Origin of the sequence: Eubacterium sp. BL-380-WT-2B, assembly GCF_009696115.1 — a bacterium.
Taxonomy (GTDB): Bacteria; Bacillota; Clostridia; order Eubacteriales; family Eubacteriaceae; genus Eubacterium; species Eubacterium callanderi.
Genome location: NZ_VUMP01000009.1, coordinates 1 through 23,547 on the forward strand (window position 1 = coordinate 1; position 23,547 = coordinate 23,547).

Here is a 23,547-nt window from a genome sequence, read left to right on the forward strand (position 1 = left end):
GGCTTTTTGGCTATTTAGAGATTTTTGATCGAAACCAACGCTATTTTCGAGCCGGAGATGAAAGGACTTTTGGGTTTGTTATCCCGGATCTCTTTAGAATTATGCCTTCAGATGTACTTGTAACAGACGAAGAATACGAAAGATATTTTGAAGAGGAAGCCAAAGGCAAGAACTTTCGCTGCAAAGAAATCATGCCCGATACTGGCAGTCTTTTTGACATGATTGAGGAATATACACCAGAGATTCCGGATTTACCGCCAAGCCCGACCCAGGTGCTGCAGGAACAGGTTCTCCAGCAGCAGTTAGCGACAGCTGAGGCCATTGAGAAGCAGGAAGCAGACAAAATTGAGCAGCAGCTGGCCCAGGCAGAAATGTTTGAAACCATCTTACAGATGTTAGAACCACAGGGAGGGGGTGAATAGAATGGTCGCAATGTACGCAGATTTAGTTGAGTTAGGCTTAAGAGCCTTAACCGCAGAAGATGCAGCAGAGTTTAATTGCCCGATGGTACCCGCGTTTTTAAGAGCGCAGGTCAAGGCAGAAGTGGACAAACGTGGGAAGTTATACGCGTAAGGATTCAGGAAGAGGGCGTCGATTGACGTCCTTTTTCGATTTTGAAAGGACAACCGAGTGGAGCATTTTAGATTAATTGTGGAGATCGCCATCGGCATCACAGCACTGGTGGCCTTTGGAAAGCTGGTGCTGCAGCCTGTTCGAATCCAGGCACAAAGAGTAGCTGTGATCGAAGAAGGGATTCAAAGCATGTTACACGACCGGATTTATCAGGCGTGCACTTTTTATATCAAACGCGGCTGGGTAACCGTTTCGGATTTAAAGAATCTGGAGCACATGTTTGAGCCATACGAAGACATGGGCGGCAATGGAACAGCGAAAGAATTGTATGAGCGGGTCAAAGACCTGCCCATTAGGGAGGAGTAGACATGGAATATATCGTACAAGACTTCTTGATTTTAGTCCCTGTGCTCTACGTGCTGGGACTTTTTTTAAAGGGCACACCCAAAGTACCCAACTGGTTAATCCCCTGGGTCATCGGCGTTTTAGGCGTTGCTTTGGGCTTTGGTATCGGCGGGTTTAATGTGGCCGCGGCGATCCAGGGCATTCTGGCAGCCGCAGCGGCGGTTTATGGGAACCAGCTGTGGAAGCAGGTGGTAAATGGGATTAATGAAAAGAAGGAGGATAAAGAATAATGGCAAGTATTTTTTTAGCAATTGGGCATGGTATTTCCAGTAATGGCAACTGGGATTCTGGCTGTGTCGACGGCGATTATACTGAAGCGGGTTTAATGCAGCCAATCGTCGGCGCTGCCATCGAGGTTTTGAGAAAATACGGCGTCGATGTGCATACCGACTATCCGGAAAATGATATGAATATTTCCGCATGCGTAGAATACGCGAATAACCACGGTTTGGATTTATACGTTTCGTTGCACTGCGACTGGAACCAGGCACCGTCTGGGACCTATCCAATTGTGCATCCGAACAGCAACAGCGGCTATCAGCTGGCACAGTGTATTAACGCTTCTGTGATGCTGCGTATGGGGATTGGCACCCGCGGCATTTTAAAGCGTGACGACTGGGAAGTGACCGACACCAATATGACCGGCTGTATTTTTGAAACCGGTTCGATTCGAGCGGATATCAACACGCTGTTAAACGCGAGTGCTTACGGACAGGCAGTGGCTTACGGGATTCTGGATTATCTGGGCATCGCTTATGACGGAAACGCTCCGGCGCCAAGTCCAGAACCAACACCGACGCCAGACCCACAGCCAAGCAATGATAACCCGTATGGCTTTACGTCCATCTTCAGTGGCAGCTATTACCTTTCTTACGGTGATGGCCCCGACGAAAATATCCGCCAGTTCCAGAGAGACTGCAATTTTTGCGGCTACTGGGGCGAGATAGGTCCGCTAACCGAAGATGCGCTCTACGGATCCGAAAGCCAATACGCTTGTGAATGCATCCAGCGGTTCCATGGCTTAACCGTTGACGGTGAGTACGGAATCAAGACGGACATTGCGCTCATGACCGAGATCGCGCGGATTCAGGAGGCACTGAAATGTCATGGTTATGATGTAGCGATTGATGGCGGTGCGGGACCGGTCACCATTGCTGCGCTGAAAGACTTCCAGGCGAAAAATGGACTGGAAGTGGACGGCATCTGTGGCGATCTGACCAGAGCTGCTTTAGGGATTTAATTCTCGTGCAAATCTCGCGATAAAATGGCTTTGAATAGTCGATTCTTTTAATTTTATCGTATAAATCTCGTGTATTCAGGCCGTCCTTCGGGGCGGCTGTTTTTTGTTGTTTCATCTTAAGAAAGGTGATATACTTAAGGTAAACATAGGAAAGGGGAGAAAGATATGTTTGGTAACAATAATCAGCAGCCCACCAGCGATCCTGAATTTGGTCAGAGAGCATTTTTATACGCAATGTTTACACTGGGCCTTTAGGTCGTCGCGATCATCGGGAGTTGGACCGGTATCGAGATACTTCGGTATATTGGTTATGCATCTATTGCACTTGGAGTATTGGCTTTCATCACAGGAAACAAAGAACTGGCGGCAGATCCATCAAATAAAAAGGCTAAAATAGGGAAGTGGATCGGCCTGATTTTTGTCCTATTACAGCTCTTGGGTGCCGTTGTCGTCATAGCGTTTTATAGCTTTATGGTTTAAATATGAGATTGGGAAGCCCATGAGGGCTTCTTTTTGTTTAAAATCCACTCCGCAGGGGTATAATTAATCTCGAACACACATACCTCTTACTTTTTAAAATACAAATTACTCTCCCAACTAACTTTTCCTTTTTTAGAGCTCTCGGTCTTCGGATCGGGAGTTTTTTATTGTCGTGTATATAATAATCCCTAAGAATAGATGGAATTTGTCTCGCTTGCTTTTTGAGAACGAAAGTTCTATAATTTAGACACAAACGTTCTTTGGTGAGGTGGTTTTATGCGACGTAAGTACAGTAACGTAAGGGTTGATCTACTAAAGATGTGCACTAAGTATATTCCAAAAGGGTTCTACGCCGATGGGAAGCAATACGAGATTAAAGAAATTGTAGAAGTTAAGAAAGGTTTTATCCGCTGCGGCTCGCCCGGACTGCGCTATCTTGTCATAACGGATAAGAAGAATGCGGAGCTGCTTTTCGACAACCGAACAAAGCAATGGACGGCCATTATTTTCGACCCGCTAAAAGAGGAGAAAAAGGCCAGGGAAGAAATACTGGAAGACCTAAAATATTTAAATTAAAATGGGGGATAAAAATGAAAATAGCGCAAGAGTACAAAGGCTACTATTTGGATGTATTCTATAAGGATGGGGTTGTGAATGGCATCATCCAGCAAACACAGGATCGACTTCAGGGGATGACGGTTGAGGAAGTTGTACGGGAGTTTAAAAAGAAAGTAAACCACATTAGCTAAGTTACTATAATTAGTATAGGGATTCATCGAGCACGCATGTTGTCGTGCTTTTTTTATGCGATTTTTTGCATTAACTAAAATCAAGAAAAAGCTTAAGACCTTCAGTGGTCTGAGCACCGATGAAGCCATCGCCACACCCGAGGCGGTGGTGCGCACCGCCAAAGCCCTGGGCACTCTGATGGACCCCATCATCAGCGATATTACCAATGTGATGTATTACGATAATATTGAGACCGCCTGACCCGGCGCTAAGGTTATCTAAAAAACACGAAAGGAGAAAAAAATGGAAACTGTCACCACAAAAAGCCTGGATCTGGAATTTCTGTTAGAAAACGGCGATACCGATACCCTGAGCCTGCCCGACTATCTGGACGGCCTTACCCAAGAGCAGATTACCGCGGCGGCTGACATCGTCATCGCGCAGAATATTTTCCACCCCGGCGGCTTTGCCTACCAGAAGCTTAAGAGCTACGAATACGTTGATAAAACCGTCCGAAAGACCGAACTGGAGATCTGACGGAAAACCCCTGGGGCACAGCACACTTTTGCGCTGTGCCCCTTTTATGATGACAGCGCCACCCCAGGTTGCGGATATGCAAACAACGGCTGGTAGACGGCCGGGACACTTTCGGTTAAAATAAGAGGAAAAGGGACGGAGGTGTCTGAACATGGGCTTTAGCGAAAATTTAAGGCGGATCCGGAGGGAGCGGGGTATCTCCCAGGAGGAGCTGGCAGAACAGCTGAAGGTGAGCCGCCAGGCTGTATCGAAATGGGAGCAGGGAAACGGCTACCCCGAGGTCGAGAAGCTGCTTTTCCTTTCAGAGGTGTTATCGGTCTCTCTGGACCGTCTGATGAGCTTGAATACAGAGGTCGGCGGGGAGGAACACGCCGGCGCCAAAGGCAGCGGACAGACCGGGCGGATTTTAATCGCCTCCTTTGATGGAAAATCAATTGTGAACTGCTGCCGTGTACAGGCGTCCCCCCGGTTCAGGACAAGGAAAGATGCGCCCAAATACGCCCTGTTCGGCGTGGACGGCAGCTCTTTCTGGGGAGACAATAACACGGTGCTGGGCTGGTATCGTGAGGAGGAGGCCCTTGATCGGGAAATTTTGGAAATAAAGAATGCTCTGGCGGAAGGCTGCGTCTCCTATACCCTCAAGTATGCGGTTAAGGTAAAGCGGCGCTGGGGTAAAATAAAGATTGTGGAATAGCACCATCTGTGCTATGCTTGATGCAGTTGAAAAGAGAGGTGGTATTTCTTGAAACGCTGCATTGTAATGACTGGAATAGCCTGCAAATCATTTTAAAATAACAGGAGGATAAAATGACTATTCCAGAGAAAAAAATCTATCCCCGTACGGGTGACAGACAAACGATTTATTTAAAGAATGTGATCACCAACCCCAGCATAACGGTTGGCGATTATACCATGTATAACGACTTTACCAGCGACCCCGCATTGTTTGAGAAAAACAATGTTTTATACCAGTACCCTGTAAACCACGACCGGCTGCTGATCGGGAAATTCTGTTCCATCGCCTGCGGCGCGCGTTTTCTGTTTAACAGCGCAAACCACACCATGCGCTCGCTCTCAACCTATCCCTTCCCGCTTTTTTTTGAGGAGTGGGACCTTGACCCACGAGACGTGGCAGCGTCCTGGGACAATAAAGGAGACATCGTCATCGGCAATGATGTCTGGATCGGCTATGAGGCGGTCATACTGGCTGGCGTGACCATCGGTGACGGGGCAGTCATCGGCGCCCGGGCGGTGGTCACAAAAGATGTTCCGCCCTACACCATCGTGGGCGGGGTGCCCGCCCGGCCCATTAAAAAGCGTTTTTCCGACAGGACCATTGCCGATCTGCTTGAAATAAAGTGGTGGGACTGGCCCAGGGAAAGAATTGCCCGGAACCTCGCCGCCATACAAAAAGGCTGTACCGGACAGCTGAAATAAAATTGACCGGATGATCGAAACAGAGGCACGGCACATTTTTGTGCTGTGCCTCTCGTTTTATGTTATACTAAAGCCATAGTTACTGAACCGGAGGAAATCAGAATATGTCCACCCTGTTTCTTCACGGGCTCGGCCAGAACGAACTGAATTTGAGCTTGGACCCGCTGCTTTACTATCTATCCCTTGACGATGGAGAAATCGCATGCCCGGCACTGGTGCTCTGCGGAGAAAAGGACAGGGCCAACAAGCTATAGTAATAAACTTTTAAATTGGAGGGAAATACGATGAAATTAGGCATTATCCGATGTATGCAGACAGAAGATTTCTGTCCGGGAACCATGGATTTTAAAGTGATTAAGGAAAGAAAAGGTGCCTTTGAAAATGTAACAGAAGATATTGAGCTTATCGGCTTTACCAGCTGCGGTGGGTGCCCTGGAAAGAAAGCCATTCTCAGGGCAAGAGAGCTTGTGAAAAGAGGGGCGGACACCATCGCCTTTGCCTCCTGTATCCAGAACGGAAACCCTATCGGCTATCCATGCCCATTTGCCAGGAAAATGAAGGAGATTGTCCAGAATGACCTGAAGGATGAAGAGATTCAGATTATTGATTATACGCATTGAGTACTTCTGGGATGATTGTTTAGATAATTTCACTTATCCGGAGGAATCCTATGAATCTTAAAAAAATTGGTTTTGATGAAATTTCAAACTGGCTGAAGGCTCTGATCATGGATTATGGGTTTAGTATTGAGACACTTTCAAATTATCTTTTTCTAACGCGTGAGCAGATCCTTTGGCTTTCAGATGGAAAACTGGATTTTCTCTCAGATGAAAATCTGGATAGCGGCCGTGTTTTCGATAAAGTGGCTGCCCTGTATCTCAGCGCCGAGGAGGATAGAGACCTGGAGCTGGCTGGATTTTTGGGTGTGCTGATCAACTATCACCGCCTGTCACAGCAGACGATTGCTAAAATGTCAGGTGTTGAAGTAATGGATGTCGAGAACCTTTTGCAGGGCCGGTATGAAATGATCTCTGAAAGCGCCAAATACCGCATGGCGGTAACGGTGATGTCCTTGCGGTTCTGTTTAAAAGAAAGTGAGCCTAAAGATTATAGAATTAAGTTTAAAAAGAAGTAGAATTTAAAATCCTTGCCATAGTGTTCTTCTTTGGACATTATGTGATCGTATTGGCGATATTTCAGTCGTATATCGTTTGGATTTGTTATATGGTTATCGTACAAGTCAAGATTGGAGGTGCGCGGCAAATGAATTTCGGCTACAGCACAGAAGCAACCGATTATCTGAAGCAAAAGGATAAAAAACTGGGTGAAGTCATTGAGAAAATTGGGATGATTGAGCGCGCCGCGGATACGGATCTGTTCGCATCGGTCGTTCACCATATTGTTGGCCAACAGATTTCAACAAAGGCCCAGGCGACGATCTGGCAACGGATCAACGATGGCCTCGGCACCTTAAACGCGGACGTCATCCTGGACGCGGGCATCGAGCGGCTGCAGGCCTTTGGAATCAGTTTCCGCAAAGCAACGTACATTACCGACTTTGCAGAAAAGGTTAAGACCGGCGCTTTTGATCTGGAGGGAATCTGGGATAAATCCGACGAGGAGGCCATCGCCAGCCTTGTGTCCTTAAGGGGCATTGGCGTATGGACCGCAGAAATGATTTTACTGTTCTGTATGGAGCGTCAAAATGTTTTCAGCTATGACGATCTGGCCATTAGGCGCGGCCTGCGCATGGTGTACCATCATCGGGAGATTGACAGAGAGCGTTTTGAGCGGTACCGCAGGCGCTACAGTCCCTACTGCAGTGTTGCGAGCCTGTACCTTTGGGCTGTGGCAGGCGGCGCGGTTCCTGAGATGAAGGATTACGCGCCAAAGAGAAAGCCTGTTAAAAAGAAAAAGACGTGTAAAGCCACAGAATAATTGAAAGCAGGAGGATGAAAATGTCAGATGTAAGAATTTATACCACTCACTATGCTTCGCCCCTGGGCGGAATTACCATTGCCAGCGACGGCGCAGCGCTGACAGGGCTTTGGTTTGACGGGCAGAAATACTTTGGTGATACGCTGCCAGAGCAATACGTGGCGGGGGAGCTGCCTGTCTTTGATGCGGCAAAAAATTGGCTGGATATTTATTTTCAGGGTAAGTCGCCTGATTTTACGCCGCCGCTGCTGCTTGACGCCAGTCCCTTTCGCAGGGCAGTATGGGAGATACTGCTTACCATTCCTTTTGGGCAGACCATGACTTACGGAGAAATCGCGGATAAAATCGCAGAGCAAAAGGGCACTGACAGAATGTCCGCCCAGGCGGTCGGAGGCGCTGTGGGGCATAATCCCATTTCCATTATTGTGCCCTGCCACAGGGTGGTGGGAACGAGCGGCAGCCTGACAGGCTACGCGGGCGGCATTGATAAAAAAGTAAAGCTGCTCACACTGGAAAAAACAGAGATGTCGGGCTTTTTTATTCCTAAAAAGGGAACGGCGCTGTAAAATAAGAGAGCTAACAATGAAAATTAGAAGGATGATCATTGACGATTATGACAAGGTTTATGCGCTTTGGACGCTTTGTAAAGGAATGGGTTTGAATGATTTAGATGATTCAAAAGAAGGCATTGAACGTTTTTTAAACCGAAATCCTGATACATGTTTTGTTGCAGTAAATAATGGCCGTATCCAGGGTGTGATTTTGGCTGGAAACGATGGACGCAGAGGCTATATCCATCACACAGCGGTTCATCCTGATTATAGAATGCAGGGGATTGCAAGCAGACTGGTCAAAAACGCAATGGTCGCTTTAAAGAATTGCGGCATCAATTCGAACAGATATATAACCCAATACTGCACAAGGAAATAGCCTGTTCTGGCGGTTTTAAACCCTCAAGCCCACTGCAAACAGAGGGCTTGAGGGGATATGTCTGGTAAATCAGCTGACCACACTGCTGCCTAATCTTCTGAGTTCTTTCTCAAGTTTCAGAATCAGATGGTTCAGTGAAAAGATACAGACATCTTCGGTTTTGACAGCGGTTTCCCTTTGGAGAATTTCACCACTATAGATCAACCGCCCTTCAATCAGCGTCTGAAAAATCAGCTCGAGCTCAGGTCGATCAAAGCCCGTGTTTCCAGAAGTAACTTTGATCTTAACTTTTTCGAGAAGAGCATCTTGACCGTTATACAGAGCATCTTTTTGAGTGGAATTTACAATGCAATCAAATATAATTTGTATTATTGTAATATCAGAATCGGAAAATAAAGGGAAAGATATTTGTGTCATGGTAAAACCCCCTTTCTGCATTCAGGTAAACCATTACTTTCTTTTATTATACCACGATTTATTATATGACAAAGTTAAAAAAGTGGTAAAAATTTGCTATATTTAGAATATAGGTTTCTCTATGGTAATTAGCATTCATAAATATTCATTAAAATCTATATAACACCATGTCTATATAAAGATACAAAAGTAGAATCACTTAAAAAGGTTGTTTTAATATTAAAAACGTTTAGAAGCTTTTCAGATAATTTGAAAATAACCAATACTTCTTTGTTGAAGGTAGATAATTTTTTTAAGAAACACTAAAGAATGGCCGGCGGATTTGGAAAATTTTTTATTTGTATCAAAATAAAAGAATGCCCTATAGTCAATATAGATAATATTATTTAAAAGATAATATAGGGTGCAGCTATCTTTTGTATATGGAGCACGGCGCATTTTTGCGCCATGCCTTCTTTTTATGCTATACTTACCTTAGCTAAAAAGTCGAAAAAAGCAGGGAGGCTGCAAAAATGATGAGAAACCCAGAACAGACAGTCGGCAATATGGCGGATAAAGCCAGTATGGCCCTGATCAGCTATATTGATGGGGAGGGATATCCGGTCACAAGGGCCATGCTGAAGCCCAGAGATCGGGAGGGAATAAAAACTTTCTGGTTTACCACCAATACCTCATCCAATAAGGTAAAGCATTTCCTTCAAAACCCTAAGGCGAGCATCTATTTCGTCGACAGGCGTTATTTCCGTGGAGCCAGCCTGAGCGGAACCGTCGAGGTTTTAGAGACGCCCGAGGCCAAGGAGCGGATCTGGCGGGACGGTGATACCATGTATTACAGTGAAGGCATTACAGACCCAGACTACTGCGTGCTGAAATTCACAGCCACGAAGGGCAGCTATTACAGCAATTTTAATTCGGAAGATTTTGAAGTGTAAAGGACATGCGGTTTACAGGCATGAGAGAGCAGGCGGGACATGATTAAAAAAGCAGAGATCGATAACGGACGCGGCTTTGACTGGGGGCGTGCCTCGCGGGATTACGCCAGATACCGGGATATCTACCCCCGGGAGTTTTACCAGAAAATCCTGGACATGGGCGCGTGCGTCAAAGGACAGCGTGTGCTGGATATGGGCACCGGCACCGGCGTGCTGCCCCGCAATTTATATCCATACGGCGCAGCCTTTACGGGCATTGATATTTCGGAAAACCAGATTCAGCAGGCCATCCTCCTGGCAGAGGAGCAGCGGGCAGAGATTGACTTTTTCTGTATGCCTGCCGAGAAAATGGATTTACCAGACTTAAGCTTTGACGTGGTCACCGCGTGCCAGTGCTTTACCTACTTTGACCATGAAGCCCTCGCGCCCAGGCTGTCTAAAATACTCTGCGCCCAGGGGCGCTTAATTGTCCTATACATGGCCTGGCTGCCTTTTGAAGACCCCGTTGCGGGGCAGAGCGAGGCTCTTGTTTTAAAGTATAATCCTGAATGGACCGGCTGCGGAGAAAAGAGGCACCCCATTGCCATACCCGAAATCTACAGCCAGTACTTTACCATTGAAAGCCAGGAGGTTTTTGATTTAAGGGTGCCTTTCAGCCGGGAGAGCTGGAACGGACGGATGAAAGCCTGCCGAGGGATCGAGGCGTCTCTGCCTGAGGAGGACATCGCCGCCTTTGATGCGGAGCATCGACATCTTTTGGCCGCGGCCGCGCCAGAGAAATTCAAGGTTCGGCACTACGCTGCCATAAGCGTCCTGAGGAAACGATAAGCATGGCCGCTGCCAGTATTTCTCTAAATTAAAAAATATAATGGAAAGGTCAGACAAGGGAATCATGGAAAAAAAGAAAACAATCAAAGGCTGCCTTTGCGCCATTTTCTGTGAGATACTATTTGGGCTGAGCTACTTATTTACCAAGCATGCCACCACGTCGGTGGACTCGCTCACGCTGCTGAGCTGGCGCTTCGCTACCGCTTTTCTGGTCATCAATCTGTGTGTGTCTTTGGGAGTGGTTAAGATCAGCCTGAGAGGAAAGCGGCTGCTGCCTTTGTTTTGGATTGCCGTTTTCCAGCCGGTGATCTATTTTGTGGGTGAGACTGTGGGCATCAGCCTGACCACTGCCTCGGAAAGCGGCGCGGTTCTCTCCGTCATACCGGCAGCGACCCTGATAGCAGGGGGACTGATTCTAAAGGAAAAGCCCACGAAGCTGCAGGCTGCAGGAGTGTGCATCACCATGGCTGGGGTGATGGTCTGTGTCCTCTCCAAGGGGATGGAGGCCTCCTTTAACCCGCTGGGGTATCTTATGCTCCTGATGGCCGTGATTTCCTACAGCCTGTACTCTGTTTTTTCTGAAAAAGCCGTTTCCTTTTCCAGCGCGGAAAAAACCTATGTGATGATTGCCTTCGGCGCCGTCGTTTTTACGGCTGCTGCCCTTGTCCAGAACCTGAGAACCGGCACATTGCCGGAATTTTTATCCGCTCCTTTTACGAATCCTGCTCTTTTAACCGCGGTTTTGTACCAGGGCATTGGCTGCTCAATCCTGGCCTTTTTACTTTACAATCTGGCGATCGCCACGATTGGCACCAACCGCTCAGCGTCCTTTGTGGGGATATCCACCGTGGTTTCCATTCTGGCGGGCGTGTTTTTCCTGAAGGAACAATTTTCCACATTTCAGGCGGCAGGGGCTTTCTTTGTCATCGGCGGCGTCTATCTGGCGAATCTGACGCGCAAAAGCAAGTCTGCCCGGCCTAACAGAAGGAACGCCAAAAATGCTGAGTAAATGACTGTATTCTAAATTAAAGGAGGAAATTATCATGAAAAAGGTAAAAATCACGGTTCTCAGAACAATGCTGAATCAGGATCTGGCAGAGGAGTACGGGGTGGACGGCCTTACCGCCTGCCCTATGCTCAGGGAGGGACAGACCTTTTATGCCGACTACGCAAAGCCTGAGGGGCTCTGTGATGAGGCCTGGAAAGCCATCTACCAGTATGCCTTTGCTCTGGCCCACGGCGCGGATAAGGAGCTGTTTTATTATGGCGACTGGATCAAAAAACCCGGCGTAGCCATCTGCAGCTGTAACGATGGGCTGCGGCCAGTTATTTTCAAGCTGGAAGCCACCGACGAGGAGGGGCAGATCAACTATACGCCAGTGCGTTAGTATGAGTCTTTAGAAAAGCAGGAGCATTCTCCTGCTTTTTTATTTTGCTCAAAAATTCTGGCGTACTATTGACAAGTACACTTGGCGGTGATATGATAATAGTGCCAATAAAACTTGGCAGAAAGATGGAGGATGAGCATTATGGATAAAGAAGAAATTTTAGCTAAAAGCCGTCTGGAAAAAAAGGATGAGGGCATGACTGAAGCCGAAAACAGAGGACGCAGAATTGGGGCAATGGCATTTTCCGCTGTTTTTATCTTTATTGTGCTGTTTAACCTGTTCAACGGCCAGTCAAATTATGCGCCCATGGCCATGTTCTGGGCCTTCCTCTCAGCAGAGGCCTATCCTAAATACCGTTTTACAAAACAAAAGGCTTATCTTGTCACAACCATCGCGGGAGGGGTGGCGTCACTGGCATCACTCGCAAGCTTTGTGCTGTCTGTACTGGGGTAAAGGGCTTTGAACGGGGAATTAATTCTAAAAAACCGCTTAAAGGAAATCCGAAAGGAAAAGAAACTGTCCCAGTCCGCTCTGGCCGAGCTGGTTGGTGTCTCCCGCAACACCATCAGCTCCATCGAGACGGGTCAGTTTAACCCAACGGCAAAATTAGCATTGATTTTGTGCATTGCCCTGGATAAGAAGTTCGAGGAGCTGTTCTATTTTTAAATTTGTGTTTATTTACTTCACCGCGGTCACCTTGATCCTGCGGAAGGTCTCAAAGCAGGTGCCGTCAGCCCAGATCCAGAATGGCTTCACAACCCCTGAGCCTGAGTCCGGATATCAGCCGGCTGCCCCATTCCTTCTGATGTCTGGAAGCCTGCGCGCACTTTTCGCCGTTAAATTCAAAAGTTCCCAATGATATGAACCTCCTGTCCATAGAGTAATCCTATTATAATTCAGAACAGGCCTGAAGGCAATGCGCTGTCCCGGTATCCGCGCGCGAATGCCAAGTGGTTTAGGAAATTTCGCAGTTTAAGCTGAAATAGATTGTCTGTTCTGATCAAGATGTGTTAAAATAAAAGCACATTACTTAAAGAGAAAATTATCATATTTAAATTTAAATAAAGGGGAGCGTCATGCAGGGAAGCGCTTATATTTATTTGTTCCCACTGCACACCGGGCATAATCGAATAAAACACTAAAGGGACACTGGCTGTCACCCAAAAAGGAACTGAAGGCTGAACGCTGGCAGTTCCTTTTTTATTGTGAAAAACTTAACATCCCAGCGGGAGCAGGACAATGCTGATCTCAAAGGGAAAGCTGGAGCTGGTGGAGGAGACCCTGAAGGAGGATGGAAGAACCCCGCTGAACTATTATAAATTCATCTACGATGAAATGCCCTGCTGCCCGGACTGCGGCGCTCCCATGCACGAAAGGAGCCGTTTAAGCGGTAAAGACGGGCGGAGCTTTACTGGCATGGACGGCACCCCCAGCAAAGTCGAGATACGCCGTGTGGTCTGTGATAATGAAGCCTGCTACAACCATACCCATCCAAAGCGCGACCTTCCAGATATTCTGGTGCCTTATGGCCGTTACGATGCCGAAGTGCACCAGGCGGTCGCCGATGGCAGAAACGAGGTGCCCTGTTCGCCAAGCACGGTCCGGCGGATGCTCAAAAAGATGGCTGGTCAGCTCGTGATGCTTTTGTGGGCGTTTACCGAGATGGGAATGCGCCTGTCCATTTGTGAAGAGGATTGCAGATCCGCGGATTTATGGTCCACTCTGCGGGACGCTGCGGCTGGATTTGACCGCTGGTATCTCCGGGCGGTCAAAATGAACGTTAACCGTTTTGGCGCTTTGTACTGGCAATGCAGCGACACAGGCTGAGCCTGCGTGCTAAGATGTCTGTATCATCCAAAAGCGATGAAATTCTTAAATCAAACTGGAGGTACAGTGATGAAAGACAACAGAGAACGCCCGGGAAACACCCGCGGCTCTGTTCATGGTGCAAAAAATCAGGAAATAATGGAAAATACGGCGCGGACAGATATGGAATGCGCCAATGTGGTGGTCACCCTGTGCGGCGAGCAGCCTGTGGTATCAAGCCGCCGGGTAGCCTCGGATTTTGGCAAGGAGCACAAGAGTGTGCTGCGGCGCATCGCCCAGCTTAACCGGGAGACCACAGCGCAGAATTGTGCCGGTCTCTTTATTCCCTGGTCCTACGCCGACTCGGCGGGCAGGAAGCGAAAGGCTTATCAGATCACCCGGGACGGCTTCACCCTGCTCATCATGAGCTTTACCGGCTCCCGGGCCCTGGAATGGAAGATCCGCTATATGCAGGCCTTTAACCAGATGGAGGAAAAGCTGCGAAGCCAGACGCCAGCGCTGCCCGAGGGCGACGCCCTCATGGCCATGGCGGTGCTGGAGGCAGAGGATATCATCAAAAACTTGAAGTCTGAAGCCGAGTACGCCAGAAAGGTGCTCGACAATAAAGGCCTGACACCCATTACCGGCATCGCCAAGGATTATGGTATGACCGCCGAGTTTATGAACCGCCTCCTGCACAGTCTGGGCGTACAGTACCGCATCGGCAAGCGCTGGTATCTTTACTCGGACTACCAGGCCGAGGGCTACGCGGCTACCAAGACCGGCACCATTTATAAAAAGGATGGCACTGCCAAGGTGGTGGAGAGCCTGCAGTGGACACCGAAGGGTCGGCGTTTTCTGTACGATCTGCTTGGAGAAAACAACCTGTATCCTGTACTGGAGCGTGAACAGCATGAATCTGCTGAGTGAATTTCTCGCCTTTTTCGCCTGGCTCAGCCGCCACCCCAGAAGGGGGCTGGAATACAAAGGCTTCTGGATTTATCTGCTGTACCAGAACAACCAGAGCGCTGTCAGAGACCCAGGCGGCGACTGGCGCTGGCCCGTATGGTTTGAGGTGGATAATCCCGGGCTCAAAGCCTTTTTGAACATTGAGGACCGGCGGCAGGTCGCCTACTACAGAAGCCGGCTGATCCGGGATGGGCGCATCGATTACCGGAAGGCCGGCGGCGTTTATCAGTATGCCTTAAAGCCCTTTGACCACAAAACAATCCAGACGACCATCTGTCTGGAGGACCACACCAGCCTGCGGGTATGGACCGCAGCGGGGGATAACGGCATGGGTTCCGCCAAGGCCGGGAATCCCTGCGGGTTCTGGATTCCCCCGGCCCTCACCGAGGAGGAGCGCAGAGAACTGGCTCTGAAATACCCAAATGATATTCAGCGTTTCTGGGCAGAGCAGGACTTAAGAGAGCAGAAAGCAAGAGAGGAGGAAGCCAAATGGGCCTATTAAAGGAAACCTACGCCGATCTTTACGGTGAGCGGTTCGACACCAACCCTGCCTATACCGAGTATGACTGCATGGCCGAGGGCACCCTGCACATCAGCCTGATGGCACGCACCCTTTCCGAGGCCGAGGATGCCTTTGCCGATATCCTGGGGCATGCCGAGGACAATGTACCGGGTCTTAAGCTCAGGCTCCAGTGGGTAGACGAACAATGAGCATTGAGCTTGCCCGCTGGGTACGTGGCAATCGAAACGCCAGAGGCCTTACCCAGCCTCAGTTGGCAGAGGCCGTTGGCGTGAGCGATAAAACGATCTTCAGGGCTGAGCGGGGCGATTCCATCAGCGCCTACACCCTCGATCAGCTTGTCCGATATTTTGGTAAGCCCCTGCCGGAGGAGCCTCCCAGCTTTATCGGCCACTTCTCCCTGATCCTCTACCGTGAATATCTGTAACGCACAGCCCGGGACTGCGCCTTTTATCCAGATAAGAAAAAAGCCGAAAGCCTGAATCAAAGCTGCTTCAATGGAGAATTGAGAATGCAGAATGGAGAATTAGAGGGACAAAATGCTGCGCATTTTGATTGGATTTGCGGCCAAAGGCCGCTGTTTCAATCGCTTTTTCACCAGAAAAAGGGTCCAATCATTCTCAATTCTCAATTCTACATTCTCCATTAAACAACACTCTTTTTAAAGCATTGCTTCTTATATTAAAGTTTTTATACAGCCCTAAGCACAGCACATTTCTGCGCTGTGCTCTTTTAAAAAAAGTTTTCTTAAATTAAATCCTCATGGCCGATTCAAACGTTATATAATACAAGGGGACGCCCGGAGGAGGAAAAACTTGACGCGTGAAGATATTTTACTGAGAAAAATTGAAAATGGCGACCGGCAGGCACTGGATAGGCTGATTAATGACTATTATCCGGATATTTTAAGGTACTGCCTCTGGCACACCCGGGACAGAACCGCCGCTGAGGACACTGCCCAGGAAACCTTTCTTAAAGTGGTGCGTTTTTGGGACAGCTACCGGCACCAGGGGCATTTCAGGGCCTGGCTCTATAAAATCGCCGCCAATGTGTGCCGCGACGCGTGGCGCAAAGCTGACGAGGAACCTTTGCCGGAAAACCTCACCTATGATGAAGCCGGCTTTGGCCGCGCGGAATCGGACGCGGATTTTATCCGTATGGTAGAGGCGCTGCCGGAGGATGCCCGTGAGCTGGTGCTTCTGCGCTTCGCTCAGGACCTTACCCTGCGGGAGATCGCGGAGGTCACCGGGCTTCCCATGCGCACTGTTCAGTCACGCCTGAGGGCAGCCCTGAAAAAAATTAAAAAACAGCTGTTAAAAGGAGAGCTATGCCATGAATCATAAATTAGAAAAGAAAATGAGGAGAGCCTTAAAGGCGCCGGTTCCAGTATCCGAGGAGCATCTGGAAGCGACAAAGGAGGCTGCATACGGGCTTTATGCCGGCCGCAGTCAGCGGCAGAAAATATCCTTTCCAGCGTTTCTGTTGGCGCAGGTACGTTTTTGCGGCGTTTGGGTCTGGCTTCTGCAGGGCGGTGCCCTGTTTGCCCTCTTTCTGGTTTTAAACAGCGTTCTTGGCGGTGATTTAAACGCCATAAAGCCGCGTCACCTGCCAGAGCTGCTCAGCCTGTGCGCAGTGTTAATCGCAGCCACAAGCCTGCCGGGCATCAGCCGCTCTTTCAGGTACCGTATGGTTGAGATGGAGGCAGCGACACGTTTATCATTGCCGGGTCTCATTCTGTGCCGGCTGCTCATTCTGGGGCTGACGGACTTTTTCATTCTGGCCGTCACCTTTGCCGCAGCCATCTGGCAGACCAGCCTGAGCGGGCTGGACGCTGCGGTGTATCTGCTGCTGCCCTTTTTATCCGCCTGCCTTGGCAGCCTCCTGATCATCCGGCATGCGCCCGGAGAGCGCCTGCTGTTCTTTGGCACTTTGTTCTGCGGCGTGCTTTTTCTGGCTTTGTGGCTGGCTGGAAATCTGAAACCAGGCATCTATGAGCAGACCGGGGCGCTGGCGGTGCTCGCGGTCCTCTGCGGCGCGGCTGTTTTAGTGCAGTGCCGGAAGCTCATCAGAGATTATCACATTGAATAGGAAGTGAAACGATGGAACTTAAAATCAACCGATTGACCAAACAATATAAGGATAAGCTGGCCGTGGACAATGTCAGCCTGAAGCTGACGCCGGGCATCTGGGGGCTTCTGGGTGCCAATGGCGCGGGAAAAACCACCATGATGCGCATGGTGGCAGGCATTTTAAAGCCGACCTCTGGCGGTGTGTTTTACGACGGTTTAAGCATTGACGACCTGGGGGAGAGCTATCGGGATATTTTCGGGTATCTGCCCCAGACCTTTGGCTTTTATCCTGAATTTACAGTAAAAAGTTATCTGGAATATATGAGCGCTTTGAAGGGGATTGGCAAAAAGGACGCGTCTCTGACAATTGAGCGCCTGCTCCAGATGCTTGCGCTGAGCGATGTGAAAAACAAAAAGATCCGCAGGCTGTCCGGCGGCATGCAGCGCAGAGTAGGGATTGCCCAGGCCCTGCTCAACGATCCTGAAATCCTGATTCTGGATGAACCCACCAGCGGCCTGGACCCGGGCGAGCGGGTGCGTTTCCGAAATATTCTGGCCGAGTTCGCGAAAGAGCGGATTATATTAATTTCCACCCATATTGTATCCGACGTGGAAAACATTGCCACCCGCAACGCTGTCATGAAGGACGGACGGATTATTGCGGCAGGCAGCACCGATGCGCTGGTGGACGTTATGAAGGGCCGCGTATGGCGTACCGAGGTGTCTGAAAGCGATCTGTTTAAATGTGAGCGCCTTGTCCGTATCGCCAATATCCGGAGCGAATCCGGAGGGCGGGTCTCACTTCGCTATCTGGCAGAAAACCCCGTACTGCCGGGCTCAGCGCCAGAAACGCCGCGTCTCGAGGACTTATACCTCTGGCTTTTCCCAGAGGATTCAGGCACAGAGGAGGTGCGGTGATGCTTAGCGTACTCTATATGGAATTTAAACGTCTTTTCCGGAGCCGTATGGTATGGATACTGTGCGCCGCGTCTCTGGTGGTCGCTCTGCTGCTCTGCGTGATGGTGGTGGACAACGTCAGCTATGGCCGCCGGGATGACCCAGAAGCCAAAATTGGCCTGGGGGCAGTCGCAGCGGTCAAGGAAGCCTACAGGCCTCTTTATGGGGCGGTTACACCTGAAAAGCTGGAGTCCGCCTTTGAAACATATATCAACACATCAAATGCTTATGAGGAAAAAATGCCGGCCTCGGTTTATAAAGAAAAAATAGTGCCAATTCAGCCGGCCCTCAGCTGGATTTTCAGCGCCTTTGACGATTCTGAAATCACAAGCGCCGACGAGGTGGGAGGCTTTTACGCCCAGCGCCTCCGCAATATTGAAAACCAGCTGGCGGATAAATACGCCAACGCGCCGCAGGCAAAGCAAGCGGCACTGGCGCTTAACAGCAGGGTAGAAACTCCTTTTAATTATGTTTACGGTTATGGGGATACCAGTCCGGATATCATCGTTTTGCTGCTCCTGGTTCTTGGGCTGTTCTGTACCGCCATGGCCGCGCCGGTTTTTTCCGCGGACTACCATAGCCGGGCCGATGATATCCAGCGCTGTACCCGCTATGGCAGAGGCAGGCTGGGCGCCGCGCGGTCACTGGCGGTGCTTATCCTGGTTTTAGCCATAGCAGTCGTCAGCATGGGTGTTTATCTGATTATTTTAAACAGCATTTTTGGCTGGGAGGGGCTTTCATCCTCCCTTCAGACCGCCTTTGCGGCCTGGGGGATCGCCCCCATGAACGTGGGCGATATGGTGCGTATGACTTTTTTTGCCGGTATTCTCACCCTGCTGGCCACAGCTTCCTGCAGCCTGTTTGTGTCCTCCCGGTGCAAATCGCCCACAACAGCGCTCATCATCAGCTTCTGCGTCACCCTTCTGCCTGTTTTCCTGGGCTTTGCGGGCGTTAATGTAAAATGGCTGTACGCGCTGCTGCCCTCAGGCGGAACGGCCATAGAGAACAGCTTCTACTACGCTCTGACACTCAACAGCCTCGAGTTCCTTCACCTTGGGAGCTTTACCCTGTGGCTGCCCTACGCTTATATTCTTTTTGCCGCAGTGGAGATCCCGCTGTTTATCCTGCTGACCATACTGTCCCACAAAAAAAGAGAAGCTTATTAAGAAGAGCACGGCGCAAAAATGCGCCGTGCTCTTTCTATTCGCCGATAATTTTGATGAGCGCGTGCTTATCGCGCTTGCCGTCAAACTCAAAATAAAAGATCTGTTCCCAGGTTCCAAAATCCAGACGGCCATTTGTGACCGCTACGACCACCTCGCGGCCCATGACGGTCCGCTTGAGATGTGCGTCGGCGTTATCCTCAAAACCGTTATGATGATACTGGCTGTAGGGCTTTTCCGGAGCCAGTTTTTCGAGCCATACCTCATAATCGTGGTGCAGGCCGCTCTCGTCATCATTGATGAACACACTGGCGGTGATGTTCATGGCGTTGACCAGCACCAGGCCCTCACGGATTCCGCTGTCGGCCAGCGCCGCCTCGACATCCGGTGTAATATTGACAAGACCTCTGCGGGTCGGCAGGTTAAAATGCAGTTCTTTTCGATAAGATTTCATAAGTCCTCCTATAAATAAAATTAATAACATTCAAAGAAGCGCTCAAAGACGCGTTTCTGATAAACAACGGAACCGATGACCTGAACATTGTCCTTATTAAGGTCATAAATCTCCACTTCAAAGGCAGGATTGTGGGGCTGGAGAATAACCTGATTCTTCCGGAAAGAGACCTTCCGGATCTTGAGATCCGACTCGCCCACATGCAGGGCGGTCAGATCGCCGGATTTTAAAAAGGTGTTGAGCCTGACCACCACAAAATCGTTTTTCATGAGTGTGGGTTCCATGCTGGCGTCGGTAATCTCCATGGCGAAGACCGGGCCCCATTTTGCCAGCTGGTCGCTGGGCAGTGTGAGGGTGTGGATGGTTTTCTCGTTGGAAAAAACCGGCAGCTGGTATTTGATGCTCCCGAAAACCGAAAGCGTCACCTCCGCCCCAAAGGGTTCGGTGTCGTCGAGCACCTCGCGCTCATACATGGAGCCCGGCCGGCCCATCAGCCACAGAGGGCTGACGTCAAAGTACGCTGCCATCTCCCGGATGGTGGTGATTTTTGGTGCCATCTCGCCCCGGGTATAACGTGAAATACTCGGGGGAGAAAGGTTAAACTTCCGGGACATCGAATAGGTGGTTTCATTGAAATTTGTCATCAGGTATTTTAGACGCTGGCCAAAGACCTGCTTATCGACGGTATGTTTTTTATCCATCGTACACCTCCGCTTTTGTATATCATACACCAAACGAGTGCAAAACACAATATCAAGACATGTATCTTCTATATATATTACGTAACACAACCTTATAGCGCGGTCTCTCTTAAAGCCTGCGTGTATTTTCCTGAATACAATTGATTTTTCTGAGTTCAGGGTATATAATACAAGTACAAATTCGTTTACAAAAACTAAAGAATCGAGGGTGGAAAAATAGTGTTAAAAAACCTGATTGAGTCGATATACTGGCGCCTGTTCTATGTGAAAATGCGGAATAATTATTCCCACCAGGACCAGTAGATCCGTAAACGAAACAAAAACGGCCGGAGCGATCCGGTCGTTTTTACGTTGTTCAGTATCTCTGGCAACCGCGCTTCATGGATTTTGCCCATTTCAGACTTCCGGCAGGGCTGTCTCTAAAAATAAGCTCAATCACTTTATTTCCTCCACTCTGTACAGATCTGTTCTTCTGGCTGACAGAATGGGCAGCTCCTCCCGGACTGTGTCAACGACACGAGTGTCGATTTCGACCGAGACCGTTCCGGGCTTTTCATCAAGACCGGCGATTCTATCGCCCCAGGGGCCAATTACGCAGGAATGTCCCCAGGCCGCGTACTTGGCTTTTTCATCCCGGGCAGAGGAGCAGGCTGCGATATAGAGCTGGTTATCCACAGCCCGGGAGCGCAGCGCCAGTTCCCAGTGGGCAGGCCCGGTAGTCATGTTAAAGGCGGCGGGCAGTACTGCCAGCTTTGCCCCGTGTTCTGCCATAATGCGAAACTGCTCAGGGAACCGGATGTCAAAACAAACCGCCACGCCCACAGGGCCGAAGGGGGTTTCCACAACGGTGATGGAATCTCCAGCAGTTAAAACATGTGACTCTTTAAAGGAGATACCGTTTTTGACGTCTACATCAAAAAGATGAACCTTCCGGTGCCCTCCGAGCAGGCGGCCATCCGGGCCGAATACGAAACAGGAGTTATAGATATGCCCATTCTCCAGCTCGGGGATGGAGCCAGCGAACAGCGTGATTCCCAGTTCCCCGGCCAGTTTGGACATACGGGTATTGGCAGGCCCGTCCGCAGGCTCGGCCGCGGTCAGGAAATCACTCCCGGCATAGGGGCATACATACATTTCGGGCAGCAGCACCATCCCGGCGCCATCCGCCGCAGCGGCACGGATCATTTTTTCAGCAGTGTTTATATTTGTTTCCTTATCCGCTGTCAGCGGCATCTGACAGCAGGCGAACTTTGTTTTCATGGGAACCTCCGGTTTTTTCGCCATAATTTGCGGTTTCTTTTATTATAACTGAAAAGACTGAAAGAAGTTTTTAATTACCTGGGGAAAACTTCAATTAATTGTAACCCTTTCCTGATTTAAATAGTTCTAAAGAAAACTTTGATAAATTCTTGAAGATTTGTTATAATAGTGGTCGTTTAAGAAGTGCTATATAATAAATAAGAAGAAATTTGATTTTGAGGTTAAGGTTTGGAGAAGGAATTAGTTTTAACCATTGATTGTGGCACCCAGGGCATTCGGGCCATTGTGTTCGACAAAACAGGACGGGCGCTGGCAAAGACCGAGAAAAGGTTTGAGGGCTACTACTCTAAGAAGCCGCATTACGTGGAGGCGCCGCCCGCCATGTTCTGGGAGGATCTGGCTTCGGTTACCCTGGAGATGAAGCGCTGCTATCCTGAATACATCGCGGCGCTTTCGGGTATGAACATCGCGGTGCAGCGCGATATTGCCACCATTGTGGACGAGAAGGGCGAGGGGCTGCGGGATTTCATCAGCTGGATGGACCGGCGGACGCTGGAAAAACCGTTGACGATTCCGCAGCCTTACCGTTTCGCCTTCTGGATAGCGGGCAAAAAAGCCTTTACCGAGAGCTTTAACACCGGCACCCACGCGCACTGGATTAAGGTGCATGAGCCGGAGCTGTGGAGCGCTGCAGATAAATACATTTTTCTTTCGACTTACCTGATCAATAAACTGACCGGCCGGATGGTGGACGCGACCTCCAATATCGCGGGCCACTTTCCCTTTGATTTCAAGCATAAGAAATGGTGCGGTCCTTACGAAATCAAGCGCCAGATCATCCAGATCGAGCGTGAAAAGCTTTGTGACCTGGTGGATTCCTGCCAGGTCATCGGTGTCATTACACCCGAGGCCGCCCAAAAAACAGGACTGCCAGAAGGTCTGCCCCTTGTAGGTTCCGGCACCGATAAGGGCTGTGAGACCATTGGCGTCGGCTGTGTGAACGAAGGCTGCGCCAGCGTATCCCTTGGCACCCAGGCCACTGTGGAGACAACCTCCAGGCGTTATTATGAGCTGGTTCCCTTTTATCCGCCCTTCCCCGGGGTGGACCCAAAGGCCTTTAACCCTGAGATCACCGTTTACCACGGTTTCTGGATGATCAACTGGTTTATCGAAACCTTTGCCGGTAAGGAGCGGGAGGACTGTGAGAAGCGGGGCGAGAATCTGCTTGATTATCTGAACGGACAGCTGCTTACGGTGCCCGCGGGTTCCGGCGGCCTGGTGCTGCAGCCTTACTGGGGGCAGGAATCCTTTAAACCTGAGGCAAAGGGTTCAATCATCGGCTTCAGCGAGCGCCACAGTAAGTACCATATTTACAGAAGCATCATCGAGGGGCTGGCCTTCGCGCTCCTGGAAGGCCTTGAAACCATTGAGAAGAAATCCGGCGTTCGGGTGGAAACCATCGGCCTGTCCGGCGGGGGCTCCCGCAGTGACAACATCGCCCAGATCATGGCCAACGTTTTTGGCCGGGAGGTCTACCGGGTTCAGACCTATGAGACAACCGGGCTCGGCGGCGCCATGGCCACCTATGTTGGCCTGGGCGTCTACCCGGACCTTGAGACAGCCGGGGCGGAGATGGTGCGAAAATCACGCCGTTTCCTGCCAGATTTCGAAGAAAACAAGCTTTACGCTGATTTATACCGCAAGGTGTACAAAAGAGCGTATAAGCGCTATAAACCGCTCTATAAACGGCTGGGAAAAATCGAGAGCGCGCAATAACAAGCAAGCATTACAAATAATGATTGATGATTAATAAA

General features: G+C 49.7%; 38 protein-coding genes. 33 read left to right on the top strand and 5 right to left on the bottom strand.

The annotated features are described in order from the left end of the window. The 17 genes from FYJ53_RS21230 to FYJ53_RS17330 form a co-directional block, all read left to right on the top strand. Positions 1-422: hypothetical protein (locus FYJ53_RS21230; RefSeq protein ID WP_195840267.1), on the top strand; the 422-nt coding region annotated here is incomplete at its 5' end. Position 423: 1 nt separating this feature from the next. After that, on the top strand, positions 424-573 hold the full coding sequence (locus tag FYJ53_RS17260; RefSeq protein WP_013379625.1) for a CD1375 family protein: 150 nt from the start codon (positions 424-426) through the stop codon (positions 571-573). A 57-nt stretch (positions 574-630) separates the two neighbouring features. Beyond that, positions 631-939 carry a hypothetical protein gene (locus tag FYJ53_RS17265; protein WP_270658218.1) on the top strand — a complete coding sequence of 103 codons (309 nt, stop codon included), beginning with the start codon at positions 631-633 and terminating at the stop codon, positions 937-939. Positions 940-941: 2 nt separating this feature from the next. Then, complete coding sequence (locus FYJ53_RS17270) at positions 942-1,208, top strand: phage holin family protein (protein WP_154557510.1); 267 nt, start codon at positions 942-944, stop codon at positions 1,206-1,208. Further along, positions 1,208-2,218, top strand: a complete 1,011-nt coding sequence (locus FYJ53_RS17275) for a peptidoglycan-binding protein (RefSeq protein WP_154557511.1) — start codon at positions 1,208-1,210, stop codon at positions 2,216-2,218. Before FYJ53_RS17270 ends, FYJ53_RS17275 begins: the two co-directional genes overlap by 1 nt. Before the next feature lie 756 nt (positions 2,219-2,974). Next, on the top strand, positions 2,975-3,274 hold the full coding sequence (locus FYJ53_RS17280) for a hypothetical protein (RefSeq protein WP_154557512.1): 300 nt from the start codon (positions 2,975-2,977) through the stop codon (positions 3,272-3,274). A gap of 14 nt (positions 3,275-3,288) precedes the next feature. After that, positions 3,289-3,447 (top strand): hypothetical protein, encoded by a 159-nt coding sequence (locus tag FYJ53_RS21235; protein WP_195840268.1) that lies wholly within the window; start codon positions 3,289-3,291, stop codon positions 3,445-3,447. 55 nt (positions 3,448-3,502) lie between these two features. Beyond that, on the top strand, positions 3,503-3,688 hold the full coding sequence (locus FYJ53_RS17285) for a hypothetical protein (protein ID WP_154557513.1): 186 nt from the start codon (positions 3,503-3,505) through the stop codon (positions 3,686-3,688). Between the two features lie 42 nt (positions 3,689-3,730). Then, a complete protein-coding gene (locus FYJ53_RS17290) occupies positions 3,731-3,964 on the top strand; it encodes a DUF2922 domain-containing protein (protein ID WP_154557514.1) in 234 nt (77 codons plus the stop codon). 151 nt (positions 3,965-4,115) lie between these two features. Then, the gene (locus FYJ53_RS17295) at positions 4,116-4,658 is read left to right on the top strand and encodes a helix-turn-helix domain-containing protein (protein ID WP_154557515.1); all 543 of its coding nucleotides are present in this window, start codon (positions 4,116-4,118) and stop codon (positions 4,656-4,658) included. Positions 4,659-4,771: 113 nt separating this feature from the next. Beyond that, entirely contained in the window at positions 4,772-5,401 is a 630-nt protein-coding gene (locus FYJ53_RS17300) for a CatB-related O-acetyltransferase (RefSeq protein ID WP_013380408.1), read from the top strand. Positions 5,402-5,505: 104 nt separating this feature from the next. After that, positions 5,506-5,655 (top strand): hypothetical protein, encoded by a 150-nt coding sequence (locus FYJ53_RS17305; RefSeq protein ID WP_013380409.1) that lies wholly within the window; start codon positions 5,506-5,508, stop codon positions 5,653-5,655. A 30-nt stretch (positions 5,656-5,685) separates the two neighbouring features. After that, a complete protein-coding gene (locus FYJ53_RS17310) occupies positions 5,686-6,021 on the top strand; it encodes a CGGC domain-containing protein (protein ID WP_154557516.1) in 336 nt (111 codons plus the stop codon). 50 nt (positions 6,022-6,071) lie between these two features. Beyond that, complete coding sequence (locus FYJ53_RS17315; protein ID WP_154557517.1) at positions 6,072-6,536, top strand: HTH domain-containing protein; 465 nt, start codon at positions 6,072-6,074, stop codon at positions 6,534-6,536. A 128-nt stretch (positions 6,537-6,664) separates the two neighbouring features. Next, entirely contained in the window at positions 6,665-7,339 is a 675-nt protein-coding gene (locus FYJ53_RS17320) for a DNA-3-methyladenine glycosylase (RefSeq protein WP_154557518.1), read from the top strand. Positions 7,340-7,359: 20 nt separating this feature from the next. Beyond that, complete coding sequence (locus tag FYJ53_RS17325; RefSeq protein ID WP_013380414.1) at positions 7,360-7,905, top strand: methylated-DNA--[protein]-cysteine S-methyltransferase; 546 nt, start codon at positions 7,360-7,362, stop codon at positions 7,903-7,905. Between the two features lie 16 nt (positions 7,906-7,921). Next, positions 7,922-8,269 (top strand): GNAT family N-acetyltransferase, encoded by a 348-nt coding sequence (locus FYJ53_RS17330; protein ID WP_154557519.1) that lies wholly within the window; start codon positions 7,922-7,924, stop codon positions 8,267-8,269. Between the two features lie 69 nt (positions 8,270-8,338). On the opposite strand, the gene FYJ53_RS17335 is transcribed toward FYJ53_RS17330, so the two are convergent. Then, on the bottom strand, positions 8,339-8,686 hold the full coding sequence (locus tag FYJ53_RS17335; protein ID WP_154557520.1) for a hypothetical protein: 348 nt from the start codon (positions 8,684-8,686) through the stop codon (positions 8,339-8,341). 512 nt (positions 8,687-9,198) lie between these two features. On the opposite strand from FYJ53_RS17335, the gene FYJ53_RS17340 reads away from it, so the two are divergent. The 6 genes from FYJ53_RS17340 (at position 9,199) to FYJ53_RS17365 (ending at position 12,500) form a co-directional block, all read left to right on the top strand. Beyond that, entirely contained in the window at positions 9,199-9,618 is a 420-nt protein-coding gene (locus FYJ53_RS17340; protein ID WP_337926993.1) for a pyridoxamine 5'-phosphate oxidase family protein, read from the top strand. 39 nt (positions 9,619-9,657) lie between these two features. Next, entirely contained in the window at positions 9,658-10,446 is a 789-nt protein-coding gene (locus FYJ53_RS17345) for a class I SAM-dependent methyltransferase (protein ID WP_154557521.1), read from the top strand. A gap of 64 nt (positions 10,447-10,510) precedes the next feature. Next, positions 10,511-11,455, top strand: coding sequence for a DMT family transporter (locus FYJ53_RS17350; RefSeq protein WP_154557522.1), 945 nt, complete (start codon positions 10,511-10,513; stop codon positions 11,453-11,455). Positions 11,456-11,489: 34 nt separating this feature from the next. Next, positions 11,490-11,834 carry a TIGR04076 family protein gene (locus tag FYJ53_RS17355; RefSeq protein WP_013380425.1) on the top strand — a complete coding sequence of 115 codons (345 nt, stop codon included), beginning with the start codon at positions 11,490-11,492 and terminating at the stop codon, positions 11,832-11,834. A gap of 141 nt (positions 11,835-11,975) precedes the next feature. After that, positions 11,976-12,287, top strand: a complete 312-nt coding sequence (locus FYJ53_RS17360) for a DUF6442 family protein (protein ID WP_154557523.1) — start codon at positions 11,976-11,978, stop codon at positions 12,285-12,287. A gap of 6 nt (positions 12,288-12,293) precedes the next feature. Next, positions 12,294-12,500, top strand: a complete 207-nt coding sequence (locus tag FYJ53_RS17365; RefSeq protein WP_090412360.1) for a helix-turn-helix transcriptional regulator — start codon at positions 12,294-12,296, stop codon at positions 12,498-12,500. 64 nt (positions 12,501-12,564) lie between these two features. Here the strand turns inward: FYJ53_RS17365 and FYJ53_RS21700 are convergent, their stop codons facing one another. After that, positions 12,565-12,690 carry a hypothetical protein gene (locus FYJ53_RS21700; protein WP_256168567.1) on the bottom strand — a complete coding sequence of 42 codons (126 nt, stop codon included), beginning with the start codon at positions 12,688-12,690 and terminating at the stop codon, positions 12,565-12,567. 383 nt (positions 12,691-13,073) lie between these two features. Here FYJ53_RS21700 and FYJ53_RS17370 point away from each other — a divergent pair, with 383 nt between their 5' ends. From FYJ53_RS17370 to FYJ53_RS17410, 9 genes are all read left to right on the top strand, one after another. Then, positions 13,074-13,661 carry a DUF6431 domain-containing protein gene (locus tag FYJ53_RS17370; protein WP_154557524.1) on the top strand — a complete coding sequence of 196 codons (588 nt, stop codon included), beginning with the start codon at positions 13,074-13,076 and terminating at the stop codon, positions 13,659-13,661. 69 nt (positions 13,662-13,730) lie between these two features. Continuing rightward, positions 13,731-14,570: a phage regulatory protein/antirepressor Ant gene (locus FYJ53_RS17375; protein WP_154557525.1), complete on the top strand. Its 840-nt coding sequence runs from the start codon at positions 13,731-13,733 to the stop codon at positions 14,568-14,570. After that, a complete protein-coding gene (locus FYJ53_RS17380) occupies positions 14,554-15,111 on the top strand; it encodes a hypothetical protein (RefSeq protein WP_090412365.1) in 558 nt (185 codons plus the stop codon). The genes FYJ53_RS17375 and FYJ53_RS17380 overlap by 17 nt, the downstream gene beginning before the upstream one ends. Next, positions 15,099-15,320, top strand: coding sequence for a hypothetical protein (locus FYJ53_RS17385; protein WP_013380435.1), 222 nt, complete (start codon positions 15,099-15,101; stop codon positions 15,318-15,320). The genes FYJ53_RS17380 and FYJ53_RS17385 overlap by 13 nt, the downstream gene beginning before the upstream one ends. Then, the gene (locus FYJ53_RS17390; RefSeq protein WP_154557526.1) at positions 15,317-15,556 is read left to right on the top strand and encodes a helix-turn-helix transcriptional regulator; all 240 of its coding nucleotides are present in this window, start codon (positions 15,317-15,319) and stop codon (positions 15,554-15,556) included. The genes FYJ53_RS17385 and FYJ53_RS17390 overlap by 4 nt, the downstream gene beginning before the upstream one ends. Positions 15,557-15,944: 388 nt before the next feature. Continuing rightward, complete coding sequence (locus FYJ53_RS17395) at positions 15,945-16,472, top strand: RNA polymerase sigma factor (RefSeq protein WP_154557527.1); 528 nt, start codon at positions 15,945-15,947, stop codon at positions 16,470-16,472. Beyond that, positions 16,462-17,217, top strand: a complete 756-nt coding sequence (locus FYJ53_RS17400) for a hypothetical protein (RefSeq protein ID WP_154557528.1) — start codon at positions 16,462-16,464, stop codon at positions 17,215-17,217. Before FYJ53_RS17395 ends, FYJ53_RS17400 begins: the two co-directional genes overlap by 11 nt. 11 nt (positions 17,218-17,228) lie before the next feature. Next, a complete protein-coding gene (locus tag FYJ53_RS17405; RefSeq protein ID WP_154557529.1) occupies positions 17,229-18,116 on the top strand; it encodes an ABC transporter ATP-binding protein in 888 nt (295 codons plus the stop codon). Then, a complete protein-coding gene (locus FYJ53_RS17410) occupies positions 18,116-19,321 on the top strand; it encodes an ABC transporter permease subunit (RefSeq protein WP_148428898.1) in 1,206 nt (401 codons plus the stop codon). Before FYJ53_RS17405 ends, FYJ53_RS17410 begins: the two co-directional genes overlap by 1 nt. 34 nt (positions 19,322-19,355) lie before the next feature. On the opposite strand, the gene FYJ53_RS17415 is transcribed toward FYJ53_RS17410, so the two are convergent. The 3 genes from FYJ53_RS17415 to FYJ53_RS17425 all read right to left on the bottom strand — a co-directional run bounded on the left by FYJ53_RS17415 (position 19,356) and on the right by FYJ53_RS17425 (position 21,733). Further along, complete coding sequence (locus FYJ53_RS17415; protein WP_013380443.1) at positions 19,356-19,772, bottom strand: secondary thiamine-phosphate synthase enzyme YjbQ; 417 nt, start codon at positions 19,770-19,772, stop codon at positions 19,356-19,358. Between the two features lie 20 nt (positions 19,773-19,792). Further along, on the bottom strand, positions 19,793-20,473 hold the full coding sequence (locus FYJ53_RS17420; protein ID WP_013380444.1) for an XRE family transcriptional regulator: 681 nt from the start codon (positions 20,471-20,473) through the stop codon (positions 19,793-19,795). Between the two features lie 435 nt (positions 20,474-20,908). Continuing rightward, positions 20,909-21,733 carry a carbon-nitrogen hydrolase family protein gene (locus tag FYJ53_RS17425; RefSeq protein WP_227930289.1) on the bottom strand — a complete coding sequence of 275 codons (825 nt, stop codon included), beginning with the start codon at positions 21,731-21,733 and terminating at the stop codon, positions 20,909-20,911. Between the two features lie 228 nt (positions 21,734-21,961). On the opposite strand from FYJ53_RS17425, the gene FYJ53_RS17430 reads away from it, so the two are divergent. Continuing rightward, positions 21,962-23,509, top strand: a complete 1,548-nt coding sequence (locus FYJ53_RS17430) for an FGGY-family carbohydrate kinase (protein WP_154557531.1) — start codon at positions 21,962-21,964, stop codon at positions 23,507-23,509. Positions 23,510-23,547: the final 38 nt, after the last annotated feature.

Coding starts and splice junctions, on each gene's coding strand:
- FYJ53_RS17260 (WP_013379625.1), top strand. CDS start 424: ATGGTCGCAATGTACGCAGATTTAGTTGAGTTAGGCTTAAGAGCCTTA.
- FYJ53_RS17270 (WP_154557510.1), top strand. CDS start 942: ATGGAATATATCGTACAAGACTTCTTGATTTTAGTCCCTGTGCTCTAC.
- FYJ53_RS17275 (WP_154557511.1), top strand. CDS start 1,208: ATGGCAAGTATTTTTTTAGCAATTGGGCATGGTATTTCCAGTAATGGC.
- FYJ53_RS17280 (WP_154557512.1), top strand. CDS start 2,975: ATGCGACGTAAGTACAGTAACGTAAGGGTTGATCTACTAAAGATGTGC.
- FYJ53_RS21235 (WP_195840268.1), top strand. CDS start 3,289: ATGAAAATAGCGCAAGAGTACAAAGGCTACTATTTGGATGTATTCTAT.
- FYJ53_RS17285 (WP_154557513.1), top strand. CDS start 3,503: ATGCGATTTTTTGCATTAACTAAAATCAAGAAAAAGCTTAAGACCTTC.
- FYJ53_RS17290 (WP_154557514.1), top strand. CDS start 3,731: ATGGAAACTGTCACCACAAAAAGCCTGGATCTGGAATTTCTGTTAGAA.
- FYJ53_RS17295 (WP_154557515.1), top strand. CDS start 4,116: ATGGGCTTTAGCGAAAATTTAAGGCGGATCCGGAGGGAGCGGGGTATC.
- FYJ53_RS17300 (WP_013380408.1), top strand. CDS start 4,772: ATGACTATTCCAGAGAAAAAAATCTATCCCCGTACGGGTGACAGACAA.
- FYJ53_RS17305 (WP_013380409.1), top strand. CDS start 5,506: ATGTCCACCCTGTTTCTTCACGGGCTCGGCCAGAACGAACTGAATTTG.
- FYJ53_RS17310 (WP_154557516.1), top strand. CDS start 5,686: ATGAAATTAGGCATTATCCGATGTATGCAGACAGAAGATTTCTGTCCG.
- FYJ53_RS17315 (WP_154557517.1), top strand. CDS start 6,072: ATGAATCTTAAAAAAATTGGTTTTGATGAAATTTCAAACTGGCTGAAG.
- FYJ53_RS17320 (WP_154557518.1), top strand. CDS start 6,665: ATGAATTTCGGCTACAGCACAGAAGCAACCGATTATCTGAAGCAAAAG.
- FYJ53_RS17325 (WP_013380414.1), top strand. CDS start 7,360: ATGTCAGATGTAAGAATTTATACCACTCACTATGCTTCGCCCCTGGGC.
- FYJ53_RS17330 (WP_154557519.1), top strand. CDS start 7,922: ATGAAAATTAGAAGGATGATCATTGACGATTATGACAAGGTTTATGCG.
- FYJ53_RS17335 (WP_154557520.1), bottom strand. CDS start 8,686: ATGACACAAATATCTTTCCCTTTATTTTCCGATTCTGATATTACAATA.
- FYJ53_RS17340 (WP_337926993.1), top strand. CDS start 9,199: ATGATGAGAAACCCAGAACAGACAGTCGGCAATATGGCGGATAAAGCC.
- FYJ53_RS17345 (WP_154557521.1), top strand. CDS start 9,658: ATGATTAAAAAAGCAGAGATCGATAACGGACGCGGCTTTGACTGGGGG.
- FYJ53_RS17350 (WP_154557522.1), top strand. CDS start 10,511: ATGGAAAAAAAGAAAACAATCAAAGGCTGCCTTTGCGCCATTTTCTGT.
- FYJ53_RS17355 (WP_013380425.1), top strand. CDS start 11,490: ATGAAAAAGGTAAAAATCACGGTTCTCAGAACAATGCTGAATCAGGAT.
- FYJ53_RS17360 (WP_154557523.1), top strand. CDS start 11,976: ATGGATAAAGAAGAAATTTTAGCTAAAAGCCGTCTGGAAAAAAAGGAT.
- FYJ53_RS17370 (WP_154557524.1), top strand. CDS start 13,074: ATGCTGATCTCAAAGGGAAAGCTGGAGCTGGTGGAGGAGACCCTGAAG.
- FYJ53_RS17375 (WP_154557525.1), top strand. CDS start 13,731: ATGAAAGACAACAGAGAACGCCCGGGAAACACCCGCGGCTCTGTTCAT.
- FYJ53_RS17380 (WP_090412365.1), top strand. CDS start 14,554: ATGAATCTGCTGAGTGAATTTCTCGCCTTTTTCGCCTGGCTCAGCCGC.
- FYJ53_RS17385 (WP_013380435.1), top strand. CDS start 15,099: ATGGGCCTATTAAAGGAAACCTACGCCGATCTTTACGGTGAGCGGTTC.
- FYJ53_RS17390 (WP_154557526.1), top strand. CDS start 15,317: ATGAGCATTGAGCTTGCCCGCTGGGTACGTGGCAATCGAAACGCCAGA.
- FYJ53_RS17400 (WP_154557528.1), top strand. CDS start 16,462: ATGAATCATAAATTAGAAAAGAAAATGAGGAGAGCCTTAAAGGCGCCG.
- FYJ53_RS17405 (WP_154557529.1), top strand. CDS start 17,229: ATGGAACTTAAAATCAACCGATTGACCAAACAATATAAGGATAAGCTG.
- FYJ53_RS17410 (WP_148428898.1), top strand. CDS start 18,116: ATGCTTAGCGTACTCTATATGGAATTTAAACGTCTTTTCCGGAGCCGT.
- FYJ53_RS17415 (WP_013380443.1), bottom strand. CDS start 19,772: ATGAAATCTTATCGAAAAGAACTGCATTTTAACCTGCCGACCCGCAGA.
- FYJ53_RS17420 (WP_013380444.1), bottom strand. CDS start 20,473: ATGGATAAAAAACATACCGTCGATAAGCAGGTCTTTGGCCAGCGTCTA.
- FYJ53_RS17425 (WP_227930289.1), bottom strand. CDS start 21,733: ATGAAAACAAAGTTCGCCTGCTGTCAGATGCCGCTGACAGCGGATAAG.